We start from the raw sequence: 18,716 nt of genomic DNA on the forward strand, positions 1-18,716 counted from the left end.
GTGAAATTATTTCGGGATACCACACTCTCTGAGCGAGCTTATAAAGTTTATAAACTCTATTTACAGAACTACCAGCAACATGAACGGACAAAAAACCTCAGTCTCCAAAGGAGTCTCATTAATGGGACTAATGCAAATAACTTTTTTAACAACAGGGTACTTAATTCACCTTGGCCTCGGTAGAATTCTAGGTCCCAAATTATATGGTTCATTCTCTATCACCATAGTTGCTGTTACCCTTGTAAACCTAATATTCTATTCAGGAATACCTCAAGCAACATCAAAGTTTATTTCAGAGAACACTCACGTTGCAGAAGCAATAAAAAAAGCTAGTTTTGAAATCCAACTCTTTTTAGCATTTTTAACCTTCATAATCTATCTATCTTTTGCGGACTTTACAGCCAACCTACTCGGTGATCCATCACTCACAATCTACATCCGAGTTTCTTCCGCCATCATTATTCCTTTCGCCATGCTGTCTGTAATAGCTACGGGCTACTTCAACGGGCTGAGACAGTATTCAAAACAAAGTGTTTCGTGGATTGCCTCTTATATAACAAAACCCATCCTCATCTTCACCCTCGTCCTCGCAGGCTACTCCGTATATGGCGCTGTGCTGGGCTTTGCCCTCTCTCCAGTCATCGGCTTGATCATTGCTCTATACTTCGCAGGTCTGCCAAAGAGGGTTAAACCCTTCAGCAGAAAGAAGATTCTACTTTTCGCCATCCCTGTAACCGTTTATACCGTCTTATCACAGTACATAACAAACATTGACCTCCTGCTCCTGAAAGCCCTTACAAGCTTCACGGATGAAATAGGCTACTATTCGGCAGCATCCATGATATCCAAAGTTCCCGTCTCGCTGCTTGCAGCGTTGAACATGGCGATATTCCCTGCAATATCCGAAACCACCTACCAAAACGATGTGCCGAGGACCCAGAGATACGTTTCCGAATCGCTCAGATACCTCTTGATTTTCCTGCTCCCCTCCACGCTTATGATCGCGATCAGCTCAGACGCTCTCGTTTCACTCCTTTACGGGCAGATATATGTCGAAGCAGGAAAACCTCTCAGCATCCTGATTGTGGGAGTATTTTTCTTTGGTCTCTTCGCCTACTTCCTGAACCTCATAATAGCGAGCGGAAAACCGAGAGTTGCCACTTTAATGGCTGCTATAACTCTAACCTTTGCAGTGACTTTCAACTTCATACTAATCCCACCATTCGGGATGGTTGGGGCAGCTTTTTCAACAACCCTTGCCTGCCTTATCGGTGCCTTAATCTCTGCCCTGTACACCTGCAGACTCTTCGGAGTTCTGACGTCCAAACAGACCTTCCTGAAAGTTCTGATTTCAGCACTTGCTGTAATTCCGGTTTTCATTGTGAAGCTAACTGGACTCCTTCTCCTTATGCAGTATGGAGTTGCATTTTTGCTATACCTTGCTGTTTTGAAGATTACGGGAGAGTTGAGAAAAGAAGATATCGTGCTGATAAGAGGGATATTGAAATGAACTGATTACTGATTAACCTGTCAGATTGGACCCTCAACAACAAGTTCCAACTGGGCTTGGCAACTTTTTTATACCTCCCTATACAACCCTATACATGCAACGTTACATCTACCCGGTTGACCTAACCGAGGTTGAGAAAGAGCTTAACCTAATAGTCGAGAAGCTCAAAGTGAGCAAGGCTGAAGCAATCAGAGAAGCAATTAGGTATTACGCCGAAGAGCTGAAAGGGTTTGAAGTTGTAGAGGTGAGAGATATCCCAAGAGAGCAGGCCAAAAAAGAGATTGTAGAGTACATCAGGGGCAAGGAGAGGGTCTGGGCTGATGAAATTGCAGACGCCCTAAGATTGGATCTCAGTTTGGTGAATGACATCCTAATGGAGCTTTGGAGTGAGGGATATGTCGAGCCAGAGGATTGAGGGAGAGAAGATCAGATGTGTTGGTAGAAAGATCAGCAAACCACGCCTGATTCACCAGACTGGGAAGCGCAGGGCAGTAGAGATATTCGTTGAGGGTAGACCTGCCAAAGCTGAAGTTGTGAAGGCTTGGAGAGTGATAAAGCAGTACTGAGGTCTTTTTTGTTCGGACGTTCATTGTAAAGATACTGAAGAGCTGTTGGATTTACTGACTTATGTCAGCTTTGAGAAACTCCCTAAGATTTGTATAGACACTTCTTGTTTGATGCAGCGTCAATCTTTAACGTATCGCACTTTGAGGCGAGAAACGTGCTCATTGGAAACAGACAGGCTGTGATCGTTCTCGTTGAGGGTAAGGAAGGCTCGGTGCAGAAGTTTGTAGAGTACATCAGGTCTGCCAAACCACCACAGGCGATTGTGGAAGATGTAACCGTGGAGGACTATGATGGTGAAGTCAAGAGGATTGGTGATTACAAGGACGTTTTGATAATCGGCCAACTCAACAAAATAGTTCAAGTTGGGTTGATGATGCATGGGGGTAGGACTGAGGTAAAGACGGAAATTTGTGGTTTGAAATGATCATCTTCTGAAAATCAAAACCCTCAAAGAGGACTCTAAAGCCCTGAGAGGGTATTTTAAAAAAGTTTCCAGATTGAATTGAGATTCGCCAACCTTTCTTGGTGGCATTTCAGCAGAGATTTCCTCTATTTTCAAACCCTTTAAAGCAGCTTCAAGTGTTTGCTCCACAGCCCAGTTTCTGTCAGGAAGCCTTCCAAGAACCTCTAACGCTTTCCGGCTGTAAGCCCTGAATCCGGATGTTACGTCCGTTATCTCCACCCCACCAAAAACTGAAACGAATTTTGTGAAGAAAATTATCCCCGCTCTCCTCGTAAAACTGTAATTTTTGTAACTCTCATTCATAAAACGGGAGGCTATTACTATATCTGCCCCACCAAGAACTTTATCCACCATTGCAGGAATGAAATCGGGATTGTGCTGTCCATCTGCATCAATCTGCACAACAATATCGTATCCCTCCATCAAAGCAATTCTGTAACCGGTTCTCTGTGCCGCCCCCACTCCTCTGTTGATTTTGTGTCTTATCACTTTTGCACCAGCCTCTCTGGCTATCTCTGCAGTTCTATCATCCGAAGAATCGTCAATAACGAATACTTCATCCACGTATCTCCTCACTCCTTCAACAACCTTTGCTATCGTCCTCTCCTCATTAAATGCCGGTATCACGGCACATACCTTAGCCATCTTCCTCCTCCAGTATTAACATCGAGAGGTAGTATATGAGCAGTGCCGTTGTAACGAAGAGAGCAAGGGAGAGCCAGCCCAAATATGCGAACATCGTCCCAACAAATCCGCCACCAATCAAACTCAACCTTTTTGCAAAGCTCCTCTCATCACTTGAAGACAGTAAAAGGATTGCAGAGAGCAAACCAATCAACCCGCCAGCAGCAATAACTCCAAACCCGAACTTTCCAAGCATTGCCCAGTGCTCTCTCAAAGGCCTTGTGACTGACTCGATGAACACAGCAGAAAGAAAAACTATCAGCACAGCCGATATTAACCAGTGAGGAATCTTCAGTACCAGCTTTCCGTCCACAAATTCAAAGGGCTTTGATATCCTCACCCCAAATTTCAAAGCGTAGCCCCTCTCGTATTCTGATACCTCCACCGGCAATCTTACCGCCCCTCTCAGATTTTTCTTCAGATAAGCTCTAACTTCCTTTCTCCTCCATACAACATAGACGAGCAGAGACAAAAAGAGTGCCCCTGCCGCCACAAAGTCAGAGAACAACATGTAAGCAAGTTCAGTTACAAAATAGAAACTGATGTGTCTGCTATCTGTAACGGTACGCAATCTTAGATATCCTCCATAATCCTCAACCTCAAAATTCACGTTGGAAAACAGAATCATCTTGCCGTTCTGTATATCAATTGTGAGTTTAGCAGCCTCATCACTGATAGAAGGCAGGGTGAAATCAACCTTGTATATTCCGTGTCCTGATGGCTTTGGGAGCAAAAACAAAATTTCGGGATTAACAGCAAAAACAGATCCATTTTTAATCTCGAGTCCAGAATAAGAAATGATCGTACCATCTCCTTCGTTTAGTTCTGCAACACCGTTATAATTACTCCTCAACTCCCCCTCCCCATACCAGTATCTGAACTCACCGTTCGGAATCTTTGCCTCTCTGAATTTTACATATACTTCATCGGCTAAAACAGGCTGTATAACAATAAGCAGAATCAAAATAACCAAAGCAACTCTCATTTCCACACCACCCTTATCGGGATGTACAATTTTTCCACCCCTCCAGCATTTCTGAGAATTATGTAATCCCTGATTTCTCTGTAATCAGAATAAGGTCTTATAATAAATCTTAGGATTTTCTTTTCACCGCCAGAAATGTTAACTTGATCCTCAAACGGCACGATCACACTCTCAAGATAGTGAGGCACTTCAACTCTCAACGACTGGTTAGAACCGATATTTTGAACCATGACTGAAACAATTGCGGGTTTATTTGAAATATTGACATTGATCTCTTTTGGATATAGCTTTACTTTCATCATTTCCTTAGATTTCGAAACAGGTATCTCAAAAACGAATTTTGCAAAATCTGTGTTGTTCGCAACATAAATGTTCTCATTTGTCATGAAATCCTTGTCGCCGAGGAAAGCTACAACACCTTTACCCACTTTTTTGGTGGCAAAGACAGTATAATCCCCATAATACTTTTCTTCGCCAATTTTAAAGGGATCAAACCACTTGCTCGCCCACGTAGTAACGTTAACAGTAAAGCTCGCATCTTCAACCTGTAAAGGTACAGAAGATTTAAGCTCTGCACCGTAATATGGAATCTCCGTCTTTTCAATGTAAAGATTGGTAAATTTGCCTCCAAAAACACCTGCAATTCTGTTTGCGTTTCCGATGTAGCGAGGATTGTCGCAAATTATCAGAAGTTTACCCCCTTTATTCACGAAATCTATCAGGGTATCAATTTCGGAAAAGCTAAGCTCCCTAATGGGATTGACAATTACAAAGACTTTCACTTTTTTCAAATCTGACCCATCAATCTGTAATGAGTTTCCCCTCATACCCACAGTATCAGTTACTGAAAAGCCTGTTTTTTCAAGTTCAAATTTGAGAAACATGAATCCGCTTCTTGCATCGCTTTCGAGCCCGAAAAATCCAGAACTGCTATCAAAAAGGACTGTCTGTGCGCTTGCTACCGGAAAGGTGAGGATTATTGTTAAAACTGAAATGCTGATGAGACGCTTCATGAACGATCATATTTAAGAGGTTTAAAAAATTTATGCACCTTTGAGTATTTTTCTAAGCTTTTTTAGGTGTTGATCCATCATCAAACGTTTTGCAGTTTTATAAGCTCCACATTCCAATTTCTTCAACACATCCGGGTTATCTTTCAGGTAAAGGATTGCCTCTCTGAGTCTATTAAGATTTTCCGGTTCAAATAAAATGCCATTTCTTCCCTCGATAACGATTTCAGGAATTCCACCAATTCTACTCGCAACGACCGGCGTTGAATAGCTGAAAGCTTCGTATATAACTTTGGGAGATACTTCCAAGCACACAGACGGAACTACAAGAACATTTGACCTTGTGTAGAGCTTCTCCAATTCGACTGCATTAAGATGACCGTGAAAAACTACATTATCGGTAGAGAAGTGCACGATACCCGATCCGGCTACATGTACAGTTAAGTCCCTTATTCCTTTCAGAGATTTTATGAGGTGGTAAAAACCTTTCTGAACACTTATGCCACCTGCGTAAATTACTTCAAACTCACTGTATTTTTTCTTTACCCTGAAAGCCTTTTTAACCGGAAGTGGGAGGTGGTACAATTCAGAATTTCTAAAAAAACCATTTTCAACATGCCTTTTTATTGCATCCAGAGAGGGAGCAACAACAGCGTCGGGAGACATGAACTTTCTTCTAATTTTCCTGTAAACTACGCAAAATGGGCTGGGATTGCGACATTGCTCTCCTTTACGCTTGAAAAGCGTGGCCCTCGGACAGAGAAGGAAGTGATCGTGAAGCATGTGTACATGCCTTATGCCAAAATCGTTGATAGCAGAGAAAATAGATGATGAGAGGTTACCAAAGTTGTGAGTGAAAACAACATCAGGCTGATATTCTTTCAGCACATTTTTGATAATGAAATGCGGATGAGGGTTCCACAGGTCAACAAAATGCCAGAGAGGTTTTACAAGTTCGGGTATATTTTTGGCGTAGTAAGTGTGGTAAAGGTTTAGGGGATAAAAACTCAATATATCACCTTCTTTTTCAATATTAAAGCCTCCTTTTGGAGCCGTTGTTAGTACCATTACTTCGTCCCTCTTTTTCAGCTCATTAACGATTTCATAAACGTATTTCTCTGCACCACCGAGAGTATAAGGAGGATAAAGGTTCGTAATAACGAGAACTTTCATTTTTCGAGCACCTCTGTATATAATCTTTCAACCTTTTTCGCAACTACTTCCCATGAATATTTCTTCAATATCAACCTCCTGCCTCTATTCCCCATTTTTCTTAAATCTTGTGATGTCAAAGTTTCAATTGCGTTGGATATCTCACCTACAGTAGGTTTAATTACCAAGCCGCATCCTGTCCTCACAACATCTCCTGCGATTCCGACGATGCCCGAGACAACTACAGGTGTCGCACACGCCAAAGCTTCAGCTGCAACCATACCGAATCCTTCTTGCAATCCTGATTTTGAAGGTAAAACCAAAAAAAGACTCTTATTGTAAAGTTCAACAAGCTTTTCTTCATCGACATCGCCAAAGAATACGATTCTATCATCAACACTATAATTTTTGGCCATATTAATATATTCGGGAACCATACTACCAGACCCTACCACATAAAGCTTGACATCAACCCTTCCCTTCAAAAGTTTCAAAGCTGTTATCAGGGCGTCGAAATTTTTATAGTCATGATAACGGTCAAGCTTGCCAACGAAAATTATTGCGTTATCTTTTTGTAATTTCATTGGTCTAAAAAGATATGTATCAACCCCCGGAGGAATTACGGTAATTTTGTCCCTGTACCTTCTGAGAAAAGGGGATTTATAGAATCTTGGTTGACTCACGATGATTTTTCTGGCTTTTACAAGTAAATTGTTCAAAAGAAATCTGTTATATGCATAAGAGAAGGCCTTCCAAATTCCGCGGGAAGTTATATCATTATGATAGGTTAAAATAAGTGGTACCTTCTTCATTTCTGAAGCTACTGCACTGAGGTCTGAAAACCATGGAGTGGGAAGGTGTGTATGAATGACATCAAAATCTTCGGAAACTATGTGAGTTAGGAGCATAGGTGAAATATTAGTGTTAGCAATTTTAAATAAATATTTTAATTTTTTTATTTCAATTTCTGGAATATTTTCATACCCACCCTCCTCTGAGCAAATAATTTTAACCCTATGCCCCATACGTGAGAGGGTTAGAGAAAGATTGTAAACGTAATTCTCAACCCCTCCAATATATGGATGAAATCTCACTAATGTCTGTAAGATTTCCATAGCAGAAATAAACTACACTCAGATTAACTATTTTCCTAACCAATCATTCTCTCCCTATCTCAACCTCAAACACCTTAACCCTCCCAAACTCCTTAACCAGCCTGAAGTGTTTCAGATTCTCTGCGTTCTCCACGTGTAACTTGTAGAGCATCGAAGCGTTGTAAAACTCAAGAATCTCTTCTTTCTCCATCAGCTCCGGACTAAATCCTGCGATGGACATTATCGCCTCAAACTTCCCTGTATAGATTCCGCTCTCGTTTTTGAAATTCATCTCCTCATCAGTAATAACATACCTCACACCCCTCTTCTTTATAATTTTCATTGCCTCTCCCTCGCTCTGGGCGGTGAAGAACTTGGCAGCATCAACAGCGCCAGCCTGAAAGTTGTTGCACACCACAGGCCTTTTTGCGACAAACACTATCCAGTTTCCGTAGTCCCACCAACTTAAAACAGAATATTCCGGCTTTCCCTTGTCGGGGTGTAGGTAGTAGGACGTGGGCTCTGTGTCCTCGTCTATCCACCTCAACGCATTATACCAATCCTCGCTCATCTCGTAAGGCTTTATGGAAATGATAACTGCGGGTGAGAAGATGAAAGCCAAGAAGGCTGCTACGACAGCCTTATCACCCAAAGTTAGTTTTTTCTTCTCCTTGTGACGTTTTTTCTTATCCCGTCTTTTTGTCCTTTTTCTTTCTACCACCTCCTCTTCCCTCACTATCACTTCCGTCCTCTCAAAAATGTAGACAAGAGTGCTGGCAGCGAAAAGAGATACCGGAACAGCCAGAATCTCTGTAAACCTATTCTGCAAAAGTGAGAGAGCAAAAGAGGCAAAGAAAAATGTGTGGAGTAGGCGGTTTCTCAGCATGAAGAGTGATGGAAGTGCAAGTAAAAACGACAAGTAACCTGCCAACGACATTACCCCTACAAAATCAAAAGACTGCGCCTCGGCAATCGTTGGAAGGTATATGTTTGCACCAATAAGGTAACTCACACCCGATTTAACGAGGCTTAACTCTTTAATGGGGGCGAAGTAAAGAACGGCGAGAGTCAGAGCACTAACAGTCACATATCCCAACTCCACTCTGAGATTGTCGAACCTCTTGATAAAGATGCCGACAGCGAGAAAGGCCGTAATGGCAACGAAGGACAGAGCAACCGTATGACTTATGACTGCTGAAACAACCGGAACCAGAAATGCTGGTATGACATAAAGGAGCTTTCTGTCCTCAAAGTGCAGAAAAGCTGCAAGCGCCAAAACGGCAGCGTAAATCGGCGCTCCTACCCACGAAAAGGCCAGAATCGCCAGAGGTATACCTGCTGCAAGTGGATACCTGAGTAACAGGTAAAAAGCAAGCAGTACAAGGAACATGTTCCACGCGTGGTAGTCTGCAAACCCAAGAATACTTGTATGGACTGCAGCAGGAATTGTAGCGTAAACGAGAGCCGAGAGTAACGCGAAGTTCTCGTCACCGAATCTCCTCGCTATAACATAAACGAGGAATGTGTTGAGAACGCCAAGCACAACTGGAAACACCAGCGCAAAGTAAACAGTAGCGTCAAATCCGAACAGCATTCCTGGGATAGCAAGAATATAATCGAACAGTGGGGGCCAACCGATCTTCAGACCGTATGGATAATTGAGGTAGTGATCAAATTTTGGTCTGTAGCCCGATTTAACTATGATCTCGGCAAGTCTGAGGTGGTAAAAGGGGTCGTAACCTGAAGGAAGTTTAAGAGAGAAGACCTGGAAATTCTGAAGTCTCAACAGGGCTGCTAAGATTATTATGACTACCAACCACATGAGTAACAATCTATCGCATGAATAAATAAATTGCTATTCCATCCAAAGGCTGCTGATAAAGAATGTGCTGAAAGCCACCTGAAGACCTACTGCAACCATCAGGAAGGAGAGGATTGCGTAATTCAGTGCGTTGAGCTCCCCGTAACCCGTTCCGATCCACGCTGAGAGTATGGCATAGCCGAGAATTAGACCAGCAACGATCAAAGAGATTCCCAAAAGCAAACCCTCTTCGAGAATTGAATAGCGCTTGAAAAACCTCACAAATTTATCCTCATCAGTAAGCCCAATTTTTGACGAGTATATCTTACTCGAGACCCCGAAGAAGAATGTCTGCGCCCCAATCATAGTCAGCATGGATGCTAAGACGAGAGTATGAGTTCTGATTGGCTCAAACAGCAGGACGTACAAAATTAAAGCTACACCTGCCAGCAGCATCAACGTCGCGGGGATCAGAAAGAGGTGGGTAGGAGAGAGAAGGAGCATAAGTCTCAGATGCCTCCATCCATCCCTAAATGTTCTGAGCTTACTGTCTCCCTTTCTGGGGTGGTAGGTTATGGGAACCTCGATGATTTTCATACCCATCCTCCAAGCCTTGGCGAGCATTTCCGTTGCAAATTCCATACCTTCACAGCTGAGCTTCAGCGAATCAATGATTCTCTTTTTCGCCGCCCTCATTCCCGAATGGACATCGGTGAGGCTGGTCTTGAAGAAGAAGTTTGTCATTTTAGTTAGCAGTATATTGCCCAGTTTATGGATAGGGTTCATTGCTCCTTGTCTGATTTCCCCCAGAAATCTGCTACCAAGCACGATGTCCGCTTCGTTAGAGATAATTGGCTCAATAAGCTTTGGAATTTCCAGTGGATCATAAGTACCATCTGCGTCAAGCATAACTACCACATCGCCCTCGGCAACCTTTAACCCCTCGATGTACGCTCTGCCGTATCCTTCTACGTTTCTTATCACTTTAGAGCCAAATTCTTCTGCTATCTCGGGAGTTCTGTCAGTTGAGTTATCAACCACTACCAACTCGTGATCAATATTTTTGAGTGCTTCTTTGCACCTCTTGAGGATTATTCCGATGGCCTCCTCCTCGTTTTTTGTCGGTAGTATTACGCTGACCTTCAACTGAGATCACCTCGAGTAAACTTCAACCATTCTTTTGGTTATTCTGTCCCAGTCGTACTTTCTCGCATTCTTCACACACCTGCTTCTTAATTTTTTCTTCCTTTCCATAGCCTCAACCAGTGCCTCAGCGAAATTCCCAGCAGTTGCATCACAAACGATTCCACAGACAATTTCTGATGCAGCATTGTTCGGGTGGTTTACTGTGACGACCGGCATCCCGCATGCGTTGGCTTCGAGGGAAATTATGCTGAAACCTTCTCTCATTGAAGGTAAGGCAAAGACCTTTGATGCCTTCATTACCGAAATCATGTCCTCCCAGCTCATGAAATCGCGAAAATAACAGTTTAGACTAAATTTCTTGCTCTTCTCAACAAGCCTTCTTTTCTCCGGCCCCTCTCCCACGATCAGACAGCTTGTTGAGTCTGAGATCAACCTCAAAGCATCAAGGAGTAAATCAACACCCTTCTCTTTTATCAACCTCCCCGCAAAGACCACGTCGTAACCGTTTTTAGCCGATGTTATATTCTCTATCTCGTCAACATTTACTCCATTCGGCACAACTTCCGCTTCTACCCCAACTTCATGCAGTTCTCTTGCAGTTGTTGAGGACACGGCAACGTGCTTACATCTGATTCCTGCTACAATTCTCTCAACTGTTCGGCCAAAGAATCCAAGATAGCCGAGATAATCCATCCAGTAATCTCCCCAGAACTCGTGCCAAGTTAGAACGAGGTTTTTGTGCTTAGAGCATACGAGAGAGGGAAAGTACGGAAAGACTTGGCAATCCACCACATCGAAATCGTTGAGGTCTGCTTTCCTGTTCAACCCGGCAGCAAATAGAATCGCCTCACTTATCTTTCTTCTCCCTCTCGAATATAAATCCACAGGTTTGTAGCATGGGACGAGCCTTATACCCGAGTACTCGATCTCCTTGTCACCCCACCAGCCTATACCGAACCAGTAAACCTCGTGACCCTCTGCAACGAGTCCCCTTCCTATCTCGAAAATCCTCCTCTCCACACCTCCTTTTATCCACGGATATACTGCATCGTAGATGAAAGCAATTTTCACCAATCTTGTTTTGAATATTGATGGTTAAAGATTTTTAGGTCTCGATAAGCTAAGACATGAAAGGTTGGAGATGACTCTTCATTGATAAATGAGCTGGAATGGATAAGAAGTCAAGACTTGCAGTCGCAATGTTTCCGAAGAGTTCGCGCTATTCCCTAAGGGGACGACAACACTTTATCGAATGATGGAATCATGGTTAAAAGAAGGGTAGGATTTCGAATTCCTGATAGATAGTGTGCTTGCTGTCCTAATCTTCGGCTCAGCCGTCAACAACCACAATGGAAGATATGCATTGTCGCTTTAGAGAAGTTTTTGATCTAAAAAGAGGTTTTAAACATATCGGCGTAATTGGGAGGGAAAATACGACCTCTGCTGTTTGGGAATTGCCTTTGTACATGAAAGTGGTAGAAGTACTCGAGTAGTGCTTTTTCCCGACAACATTTATATCCTCAATCAAACTTTTATCGTGAAGGTCAAAGATGCTCCCAAAACAGCCACATCTATTATAGTTCGCTCAGCCACGAATGCCAGAATTTCCCAGTCGAAGATGCCCATGCTTGAGCTGATGAGGAGGATTTTCAGAAAAGAGGACGTAGCCCTGAAAGCAGTAAAATTCCTCACCATTGTCGAGGAGAGGCAGAAAAGCGGAAAACCACTCAGAGTCGAGGAATGGGAAGAAATAATGGAAGAGCTGGGAATGGTACGCTCCTCCTTCTATTCAATGAGAAACAAGCTCCTTGGAGCAGGGATGATTGCGATACGTAACGGAGAATATCACCTCTCCGGAGCCTTCAGCAAGGATTTGGTTGACATGGCAAGGTGGTGGTGGGTGGTTGTTTTGGGCTATGATCCAGAAAGCCTCTGACTCTCAATCTTCTTGATCCTCCTCTCTATCTCTTCCGATAGCAACCTGTCACCCATAGCAAGATTGTAGGCTTCCCTTAATTTCTCAACATCTCCAGTCTCCTCGCCCCACTCCATCAGCATCCTCGAAATCTTCCTCTCGATACCCGGATAGACAGCCCTGAGAGAAGAATAGATGAAGTAAGCCTTCTCATAGTTTCCCATTGACTCATATATCTCCGCCATGGCAATTCTTACCTCGGGTGTATCTTTGAACTTCAACGCCTCCTCGATCTTCTTCAGCCCAGCTTCTGGATTGCTCATCGCGATTGTTTTTCCCCACTCAAGAAGGACACTGGCCTTAGCATCAATAACTGCCTCAGTTTCAGGCAGAAGGTCAAGAATTCTTGTTGCCCTGCTGTAATCTCCCTCTTCAGAAACCTCAAGTGCGAAGAATAGAATCTTCTTGATGTAGCTCTTGAATCCGAACTCCTGAAACTCCATAACAAGCTTCGCCGCATCCTCATACTTCCCCTCTATCAGTCTTCTTTCAATGGACTCTTTCAGGAGTAAAAACATGTTCTGAAGCAATCTTCTCTCTCTGCAATCCTTCAGTTCTCTCAGTGCTGTTAGAAAAATACCAAAACACTTGGCCTCATCTTCCCCTTCGAGATATTTAGAAAGTCTCTCAGCAACCTTTGCAACAATATAAACAGCTGCCGGAACGTCACGAAGAAGAATGAGGTATTTGCTGGATTTTTCAGGATGTTCAAAAATCCGTTTTATAGAGTGCACCACAATAGGGTCGTTACTGAGTGCTTTGAGGAGCTTGATATCCTCTTCATCAACAAAACTGCTTATACTATCCATGAATTTCTCCATGCTGGTTTATTGAGCAATAATAAATAAAAGCTTTTTTCTTCTTCACAAAAAATTAAAATTTGAGTTTTCCAGCAAGAACTCTGGCGATTATCAGCCTTTGTATCTCACTCGTCCCCTCGTAAATCGTTCCGACTCTGATATCTCTGTAAAACCTTTCAATGTCATACTCCTTGCTGTATCCATATCCACCAAATATCTGCAGGGCTTCGTAGGCAACTCTAACAGCAGCTTCACTCGCGTAGAGTTTTGCAGCAGAGCTTAAAGCCGGGTTGGCCTTTCCTCGATCTATGAGCCATGCAGCCTTGTACACCATGAGTCTTGCAGCCTCAATGTCCTTCCACATATCTGCAAGCTTGAACTGGATTGCCTGATGCTCGATCAAAGGTTTTCCAAACGCCTTTCGTTGCTTTGCATACTCTAAAGCCCTTTCGTAAGCTCCAACAGCCATTCCAAGCTGCACAGCTCCAACAAACACCCTGCTCTCGTTGAAAAACCTCATGAGCTGATAAAAGCCGAAGTTCTCCTGCCCGATAAGATAATCTTCGGGCACAAAAACATCTTTGAGATATATCTCGGCAGTATCATGGCAGTTTAAACCCATCTTCTTTATCCTTCTCGCTTCATAACCATCCCAATCTGTTTCCACGAGAAAAGCAGATATACCTCTGTATCCTGCATCTGGGTCAGTTTTTGCGAGAATAACAACCCAGTCCGAGATGCTGCCATTCGTTATAAACGTCTTAGTTCCGTTAAGCTTCCATCCACCCTCCACTTTGTCTGCCCTTGTTTTTATCGCCTGCACATCACTGCCAGCATCAGGTTCAGTTATCGCTATAGCTGATGGTGTCTCCCCCTTTACAACAGGCGGAAGGTACTTCTCCTTTTGCTCCTCGGTTCCAAAATAGCGAACCATCGGACATCCAAGTGAGGCGGTAAGAACAGCAGAGCCTATGCTACTATCAGCCCTCCCAAACTCTTCAGCAATTATAGCACATCCGAGGTAATCCATTCCTGCTCCACCGTACTCTTCCGGAATGTCAGCCGCAACATATCCGAGTTTGGCAGCCTTCTTCAAAATATCCCATGGATACTCTCCTTTTTCGTCGTATTCTCTGCCATAAGGCATAATCTCTTTCTCAGCAAACTCTCTAACAGCATCTCTCAAAATTCTGTGCTCCTCATCAAGATCAAAGTTCATGATTTTCCTCTCTTCAACCAACAATTTAAAATTTACCACTTAGTGGAATATGATTTAAAAATACGATTCCACCTATTCTCCGTAAATCTGCGAAATTTCGATGTCAATCTCCCTCAGGAGTTTCTCAGCAACGTCGTGAGAGATAACACCCCTTGCAGTCGCCTCTCTTACCGCACTCTTTTTCGCATCGAGAACATACCTCTTCACCTTTTGAATTAGCTCTACACCATCCTCTTCCTTAAGAACTCTCTCGAGTTCTTTTCTCGATTCCTCTATTTCCCGATCAATATCCTCCATCAACCTCTCGGCGACTGGTTCAACAACCCTTCCAGATTCAACTGCCCTCTGAAGTTCAAACTTTGCACTCTTTGCTGCTATGAATCTCGCAAGAACCTCCTCAATTTTTTCTCTCTTCACATCCTTGAACTTTCTCCGTACAAACATTTCAAGGGTTACGCCCTGACAAACGAGTGAGAATATCACAACTCCAAACGTCATGGCGGAGATAAGCTTGTTCTCGGCAAGACTCAGTGCAAGGGCAACTGGAATAACACCTCTCAACCCTCCCCAGAACACAACGTGTTTCCATAAGCTCGGGAAGCGCCATATGGTCATCACAGGGTATACTACCAGCGCCCTTGCGAATGTCACAGCCAGAATCGCAACCAAAATCTCCTTCCATGCGGAGAGGATATTAAGATGAGTGTTTATGCCAATCAGAATAAAAACGATCGAATTTATCAGAAAAACGATTACACTCCAGAAGTCAACGAGAATTACCCTCGTTGAAGGAGACATTGAGAATATTTTGCCGTAATTACCGATCACTAAGCCAGCAGCAACGACGGCGATAACGCCGGAGACGTGAAAGTGCTCCGAGATCAAGAAGCTGGAGTAGGCGAGTATAATTGTTATCGCGATCTCGATAAAGGGATCATCTATGCTGGCGAGAACTCTGTAGGCGAGGTATCCGACAGCAAGACCAACTGCGACTCCGCCGATGCAAACGATAAAGAATTCTGCAATTCCTGAAACCAGATTGATGTTCCCACTTTCAAGCATTTCAAGCAAAATGGCAAAAACGACGATCGCTGCACCATCGTTAAGTATGCTCTCGCCCTCAAGTATTGTGGAAAGTCTTTTTGGAGCAGAGAGGGATTTGAAGGTTGCGAGAACCGATACGGGATCAGTTGGAGATATCATTGCTCCGAACAAAAGAGAGAGTTCCAGAGGTATGCCAAGAGCGTGGTTAAGCGTAAATCCTATAAATAGTGTTGAAACGATAACACCAAGAAGGGCGAGGGATGAGATTGGCTTGAAATTCTCCCTCAAATCCTGAATATCCATATTGAGTGCGGCTTCAAACAAAAGTGGTGGGAGGATGAGTGTAAAAACAAGCTCTTTCATCAGCGGTATTTCTGGGAGAATGCCTGATATCCCAACAAATAGCCCTGCAAGAACGAGAGCGATCGTGTAGGGAAACTTCGTGAACTTTACGATTATCGCCACACTTGCAGCAATCATCAAAAGCTCTATGAGCCCTACAATACTTTCCCCAAGCTCCACGAGTAAATTTCTGGTTAAGGTTATAAAAATTTAAGCCAAAATATTTCAATTTCGCAATTTCATAGCCATCAAAAAAGCTTTTAATACACCTGAAGACTTTTGCAAAGGTGATGCAAATGCAGACAGATATACCAGTAAAGGAAGTGATGACAACGGTGGTCTGTACTGTCAGAAAAAACGATAGCGTCCATAATCTGGCAAAAAGATTGGTAGAGTACGGTGTTGGAAGCGCCGTTGTAATTGAAAACGGTACTCCAGTTGGCATTGTAACGGAAAAGGATTTGATTTCAAAAATTGTTGCCAGAAACAAAGTACCCAGTGAGGTGTCGGTAGAGGATGTTATGTCGCAGCCTGTAATCACGATTAATCCCAACACGAGCTTGAGAGAGGCAGCGAGGATAATGATGAAGAGGGGAATAAGGAGGCTACCAGTTGTGAACAATTCAGGAGAACTTGTGGGTATAATCACTGACAACGATATTCTCAGCGTATCTCTCGATCTCGGCGAGTTTGCCTCCCTTTTAACCCAAGATGCTGTCGGATATCCGGGGCCGGTTCAAGGGCCTGTAATAGAGAGCGAAGAGGAGGATATTTCAGGGATATGTGATAGATGTGGAAAGTATTCAGATACACTCTACAGCATTAACGGACTCAGACTTTGCGAAGACTGCACTGAAGTTGAGAGGTGATACAGTTTGAAGAACTCAAAACCCGGAAATGTTATGGAGGTGGCGACAAAAGAAGTGTTTACACTCCCTCCAACCTCCACTCTCATGTATGCTCTCAAAACAATGGTTAAGGAGAATTTCAGGAGAATTCCCATTACCGATGCAGGAACTAAAAGACTTGAGGGGATCATATCTGCAACTGATTTTGTAAACCTTTTTGGAGGAGGAAGCAAGTTCGGAATAGTTAAGGGAAGATATGGAGGGAATCTGGCTGCAGCAGTAAACGAAGAGGTTGAGAAAATAATGGAAACAAAAGTAATCACCGTTGACTACACAGACTCTTTTGAAGATGCAGTTGAAGTTATGTTTGAAAAGAGGGTTGGAGGCTGCCCGATTGTTAATAAAGAAGATGTTGTTGTTGGGATCATAACTGAAAGAGATGTTCTAAAGTATCTGGGTAAAAACAAGAATATAGATGGTATTGCTTCAGATTACATGACTAACAGCGTGGTTACGATAAAGCCCAAGGACACCATAGAGAAGGCAATGAAGGTTATGATCGAGAAACACCTGAGAAGACTACCTGTTATTGATGATGGTATTCTTGTCGGACTTATAACAGTCAGAGAGATACTGAGGTATTTTGGCAAAGGCGAGGCATTCAGAATGCTTACAAGTGGGAGCATTAAAGATGCAATAGAAAAGCCAGTTTCTACTATACTCGCAAATGATGATCTGCTTGTCTACAAGGAGATTTTGACGTTTCCGAGAGACATAAGCATTTCTCAGCTTGTCAGTGCAATGCTCGATAGAGGTTATGGTGTGGCTCTCATAGTTGAGTCAGGAAAGCTGGAGGGAATAATAACCGAACGCGATTTGATCCGATTTCTTTATTCGAAATCATGAATTTTGTCGCAAAGGCACTGAATCTCTCTATTTCTGCAGCGGATAGACTTGAAGAGAGGAATATACTCAGAAAGGCTATAGTAAAACACCCTTTTTTCCCGGATATTGTTGAGGCTTTCAGGTTGGAGAAAAAGTTTGGATTTTACGAAGATGGGACTGTTGTTGTAAAGGCTGTGGACGGTGTGAGAGTATTCAGAGGTTTTCCGAAGATTAGAAGGATTCTTGTTTTGAATCCGACGCTGAAAAAGCACTTTGGAAACAGAGAAATAGCCCTAGAGGAAAAGATGAATGGATATAATGTGAGAGTGGCTAAGATAGGCGAGAATCTTTACGGTATAACCCGCAGGGGGCTAATCTGCCCTTATACGACAGAAAAAGTGAGAGAAAGGTTTGAGGAGGATTTTTTTAAAGATTATCCGGACTACATGCTCTGCTGCGAAGCTGTAGGCCTTGCTTCCCCCTACGTCCCCAGCGAGGTTTACGGAATAGAGGAGCTGGATTTTTTCCTTTTTGACATACGGAATTCGAGGACAAATGATCCGCTCAGCATAAGGGAGAAAGAAGAGATTGCTGAAAGCTACGGGCTGAATATGGCAAAGGTGCATCTTGTAACCCATCCTGACGACTTTGACGGGATAAAGAAGGTTATTGACGAGTTAAACTCGAACAGGAGAGAGGGTATAGTTTTCAAAGATGTTGAAATGAAAGTAAATCCACTGAAATACACGACAACCAATGCAAACACATCTGACTTACGCTACGCCTTTAGGTTCTTCGGAGAATATGCGAGGGACTTTATGCTTGCAAGAATCCTTAGAGAGGCATTTCAGAGCTTTGAGTTCAAGGAAGGCGATGAGGAGTTCAACAATCGCTGTCTCAGACTCGGAAGGGCAATTCTGGAGCCGATGATTTCGAGCATCAAGGAGTGCAGTGAAGGTAAAACGATTTATGAGGAGAGCATTCTTGTATTTTCCAGCCAAGAGGTTCTTGATCTGTTTAAAAGCCATTTAAGGCTCCTTGGTGTAGATTTCAAATTGGAGATTCTTGATGAAGATGATAGAAGAATCAGAGTGAAATTCAAAAGAGTTATGAGGAGCACAAACGATAGAATTAAGGGGATACTTAAAGGTTCCACATGGAAATGAAGGGTGTATAGTCCCAAAAAATTTG

At 43.1% G+C, this 18,716-nt stretch carries 19 protein-coding genes; 8 read left to right on the forward strand and 11 right to left on the reverse strand.

The genetic code is table 11. The features are described 5' to 3' along the window. The first annotated feature begins 79 nt into the window (after positions 1–79). From BP688_RS12305 to BP688_RS12320, 4 genes are all read left to right on the forward strand, one after another. The gene (locus tag BP688_RS12305; protein ID WP_290623299.1) at positions 80–1,510 is read left to right on the forward strand and encodes a flippase; all 1,431 of its coding nucleotides are present in this window, start codon (positions 80–82) and stop codon (positions 1,508–1,510) included. Positions 1,511–1,604: 94 nt separating this feature from the next. Then, positions 1,605–1,925 (forward strand): ribbon-helix-helix protein, CopG family, encoded by a 321-nt coding sequence (locus tag BP688_RS12310; RefSeq protein WP_290597299.1) that lies wholly within the window; start codon positions 1,605–1,607, stop codon positions 1,923–1,925. Further along, positions 1,906–2,076: a hypothetical protein gene (locus tag BP688_RS12315; RefSeq protein WP_290597298.1), complete on the forward strand. Its 171-nt coding sequence runs from the start codon at positions 1,906–1,908 to the stop codon at positions 2,074–2,076. The genes BP688_RS12310 and BP688_RS12315 overlap by 20 nt, the downstream gene beginning before the upstream one ends. Positions 2,077–2,180: 104 nt before the next feature. Continuing rightward, positions 2,181–2,501, forward strand: coding sequence for an acylphosphatase (locus tag BP688_RS12320; RefSeq protein ID WP_290597302.1), 321 nt, complete (start codon positions 2,181–2,183; stop codon positions 2,499–2,501). On the opposite strand, the gene BP688_RS12325 is transcribed toward BP688_RS12320, so the two are convergent. From BP688_RS12325 to BP688_RS12360, 8 genes are read right to left on the reverse strand one after another with little or no spacing between them, the layout of a single operon-like run. After that, positions 2,502–3,185 (reverse strand): glycosyltransferase family 2 protein, encoded by a 684-nt coding sequence (locus BP688_RS12325; protein WP_290623297.1) that lies wholly within the window; start codon positions 3,183–3,185, stop codon positions 2,502–2,504. It abuts the gene before it with no gap. Next, complete coding sequence (locus BP688_RS12330) at positions 3,178–4,209, reverse strand: hypothetical protein (protein WP_290623295.1); 1,032 nt, start codon at positions 4,207–4,209, stop codon at positions 3,178–3,180. The genes BP688_RS12325 and BP688_RS12330 overlap by 8 nt, the downstream gene beginning before the upstream one ends. After that, positions 4,206–5,222, reverse strand: coding sequence for a hypothetical protein (locus tag BP688_RS12335; RefSeq protein WP_290597296.1), 1,017 nt, complete (start codon positions 5,220–5,222; stop codon positions 4,206–4,208). Before BP688_RS12335 ends, BP688_RS12330 begins: the two co-directional genes overlap by 4 nt. A gap of 30 nt (positions 5,223–5,252) precedes the next feature. Further along, entirely contained in the window at positions 5,253–6,392 is a 1,140-nt protein-coding gene (locus tag BP688_RS12340; protein WP_290597295.1) for a glycosyltransferase, read from the reverse strand. Next, entirely contained in the window at positions 6,389–7,486 is a 1,098-nt protein-coding gene (locus BP688_RS12345) for a glycosyltransferase family 4 protein (protein WP_290597294.1), read from the reverse strand. The genes BP688_RS12340 and BP688_RS12345 overlap by 4 nt, the downstream gene beginning before the upstream one ends. A gap of 43 nt (positions 7,487–7,529) precedes the next feature. Further along, on the reverse strand, positions 7,530–9,287 hold the full coding sequence (locus BP688_RS12350; protein ID WP_290597293.1) for an STT3 domain-containing protein: 1,758 nt from the start codon (positions 9,285–9,287) through the stop codon (positions 7,530–7,532). Positions 9,288–9,320: 33 nt separating this feature from the next. Next, on the reverse strand, positions 9,321–10,412 hold the full coding sequence (locus tag BP688_RS12355; protein ID WP_290597292.1) for a glycosyltransferase family 2 protein: 1,092 nt from the start codon (positions 10,410–10,412) through the stop codon (positions 9,321–9,323). Between the two features lie 6 nt (positions 10,413–10,418). Beyond that, a complete protein-coding gene (locus BP688_RS12360; RefSeq protein ID WP_290597291.1) occupies positions 10,419–11,483 on the reverse strand; it encodes a glycosyltransferase family 4 protein in 1,065 nt (354 codons plus the stop codon). A gap of 466 nt (positions 11,484–11,949) precedes the next feature. On the opposite strand from BP688_RS12360, the gene BP688_RS12365 reads away from it, so the two are divergent. Next, positions 11,950–12,348 carry a hypothetical protein gene (locus BP688_RS12365; RefSeq protein WP_290597290.1) on the forward strand — a complete coding sequence of 133 codons (399 nt, stop codon included), beginning with the start codon at positions 11,950–11,952 and terminating at the stop codon, positions 12,346–12,348. Here BP688_RS12365 and BP688_RS12370 read toward each other — a convergent pair. From BP688_RS12370 to BP688_RS12380, 3 genes are all read right to left on the reverse strand, one after another. Then, a complete protein-coding gene (locus tag BP688_RS12370; protein ID WP_290623294.1) occupies positions 12,327–13,208 on the reverse strand; it encodes a tetratricopeptide repeat protein in 882 nt (293 codons plus the stop codon). The genes BP688_RS12365 and BP688_RS12370 overlap by 22 nt on opposite strands. Before the next feature lie 52 nt (positions 13,209–13,260). Then, positions 13,261–14,406, reverse strand: a complete 1,146-nt coding sequence (locus tag BP688_RS12375) for an acyl-CoA dehydrogenase family protein (RefSeq protein ID WP_290623292.1) — start codon at positions 14,404–14,406, stop codon at positions 13,261–13,263. A gap of 72 nt (positions 14,407–14,478) precedes the next feature. Further along, entirely contained in the window at positions 14,479–15,972 is a 1,494-nt protein-coding gene (locus tag BP688_RS12380) for a Na+/H+ antiporter (protein WP_290597288.1), read from the reverse strand. 110 nt (positions 15,973–16,082) lie between these two features. Here BP688_RS12380 and BP688_RS12385 point away from each other — a divergent pair, with 110 nt between their 5' ends. The 3 genes from BP688_RS12385 to BP688_RS12395 are packed head-to-tail and all read left to right on the forward strand — an operon-like array spanning position 16,083 to position 18,691. Beyond that, the gene (locus tag BP688_RS12385) at positions 16,083–16,661 is read left to right on the forward strand and encodes a CBS domain-containing protein (protein WP_290597301.1); all 579 of its coding nucleotides are present in this window, start codon (positions 16,083–16,085) and stop codon (positions 16,659–16,661) included. 6 nt (positions 16,662–16,667) lie between these two features. Next, a complete protein-coding gene (locus tag BP688_RS12390; RefSeq protein ID WP_290597287.1) occupies positions 16,668–17,546 on the forward strand; it encodes a CBS domain-containing protein in 879 nt (292 codons plus the stop codon). Then, entirely contained in the window at positions 17,543–18,691 is a 1,149-nt protein-coding gene (locus BP688_RS12395) for an RNA ligase (protein ID WP_290623288.1), read from the forward strand. The genes BP688_RS12390 and BP688_RS12395 overlap by 4 nt, the downstream gene beginning before the upstream one ends. Positions 18,692–18,716: the final 25 nt, after the last annotated feature.

This window comes from Archaeoglobus sp. UBA230 (assembly GCA_002507545.1).
Taxonomy (GTDB): Archaea; Halobacteriota; Archaeoglobi; order Archaeoglobales; family Archaeoglobaceae; genus Archaeoglobus.

What these genes read in the sequence shown, in the direction of transcription:
- BP688_RS12305 (WP_290623299.1), top strand. Translation starts at nt 80, where the DNA reads ATGAACGGACAAAAAACCTCAGTCTCCAAAGGAGTCTCATTAATGGGA.
- BP688_RS12310 (WP_290597299.1), top strand. Translation starts at nt 1,605, where the DNA reads ATGCAACGTTACATCTACCCGGTTGACCTAACCGAGGTTGAGAAAGAG.
- BP688_RS12315 (WP_290597298.1), top strand. Translation starts at nt 1,906, where the DNA reads ATGTCGAGCCAGAGGATTGAGGGAGAGAAGATCAGATGTGTTGGTAGA.
- BP688_RS12325 (WP_290623297.1), bottom strand. Translation starts at nt 3,185, where the DNA reads ATGGCTAAGGTATGTGCCGTGATACCGGCATTTAATGAGGAGAGGACG.
- BP688_RS12330 (WP_290623295.1), bottom strand. Translation starts at nt 4,209, where the DNA reads ATGAGAGTTGCTTTGGTTATTTTGATTCTGCTTATTGTTATACAGCCT.
- BP688_RS12335 (WP_290597296.1), bottom strand. Translation starts at nt 5,222, where the DNA reads ATGAAGCGTCTCATCAGCATTTCAGTTTTAACAATAATCCTCACCTTT.
- BP688_RS12340 (WP_290597295.1), bottom strand. Translation starts at nt 6,392, where the DNA reads ATGAAAGTTCTCGTTATTACGAACCTTTATCCTCCTTATACTCTCGGT.
- BP688_RS12345 (WP_290597294.1), bottom strand. Translation starts at nt 7,486, where the DNA reads ATGGAAATCTTACAGACATTAGTGAGATTTCATCCATATATTGGAGGG.
- BP688_RS12350 (WP_290597293.1), bottom strand. Translation starts at nt 9,287, where the DNA reads ATGTGGTTGGTAGTCATAATAATCTTAGCAGCCCTGTTGAGACTTCAG.
- BP688_RS12370 (WP_290623294.1), bottom strand. Translation starts at nt 13,208, where the DNA reads ATGGAGAAATTCATGGATAGTATAAGCAGTTTTGTTGATGAAGAGGAT.
- BP688_RS12375 (WP_290623292.1), bottom strand. Translation starts at nt 14,406, where the DNA reads ATGAACTTTGATCTTGATGAGGAGCACAGAATTTTGAGAGATGCTGTT.
- BP688_RS12385 (WP_290597301.1), top strand. Translation starts at nt 16,083, where the DNA reads ATGCAAATGCAGACAGATATACCAGTAAAGGAAGTGATGACAACGGTG.
- BP688_RS12395 (WP_290623288.1), top strand. Translation starts at nt 17,543, where the DNA reads ATGAATTTTGTCGCAAAGGCACTGAATCTCTCTATTTCTGCAGCGGAT.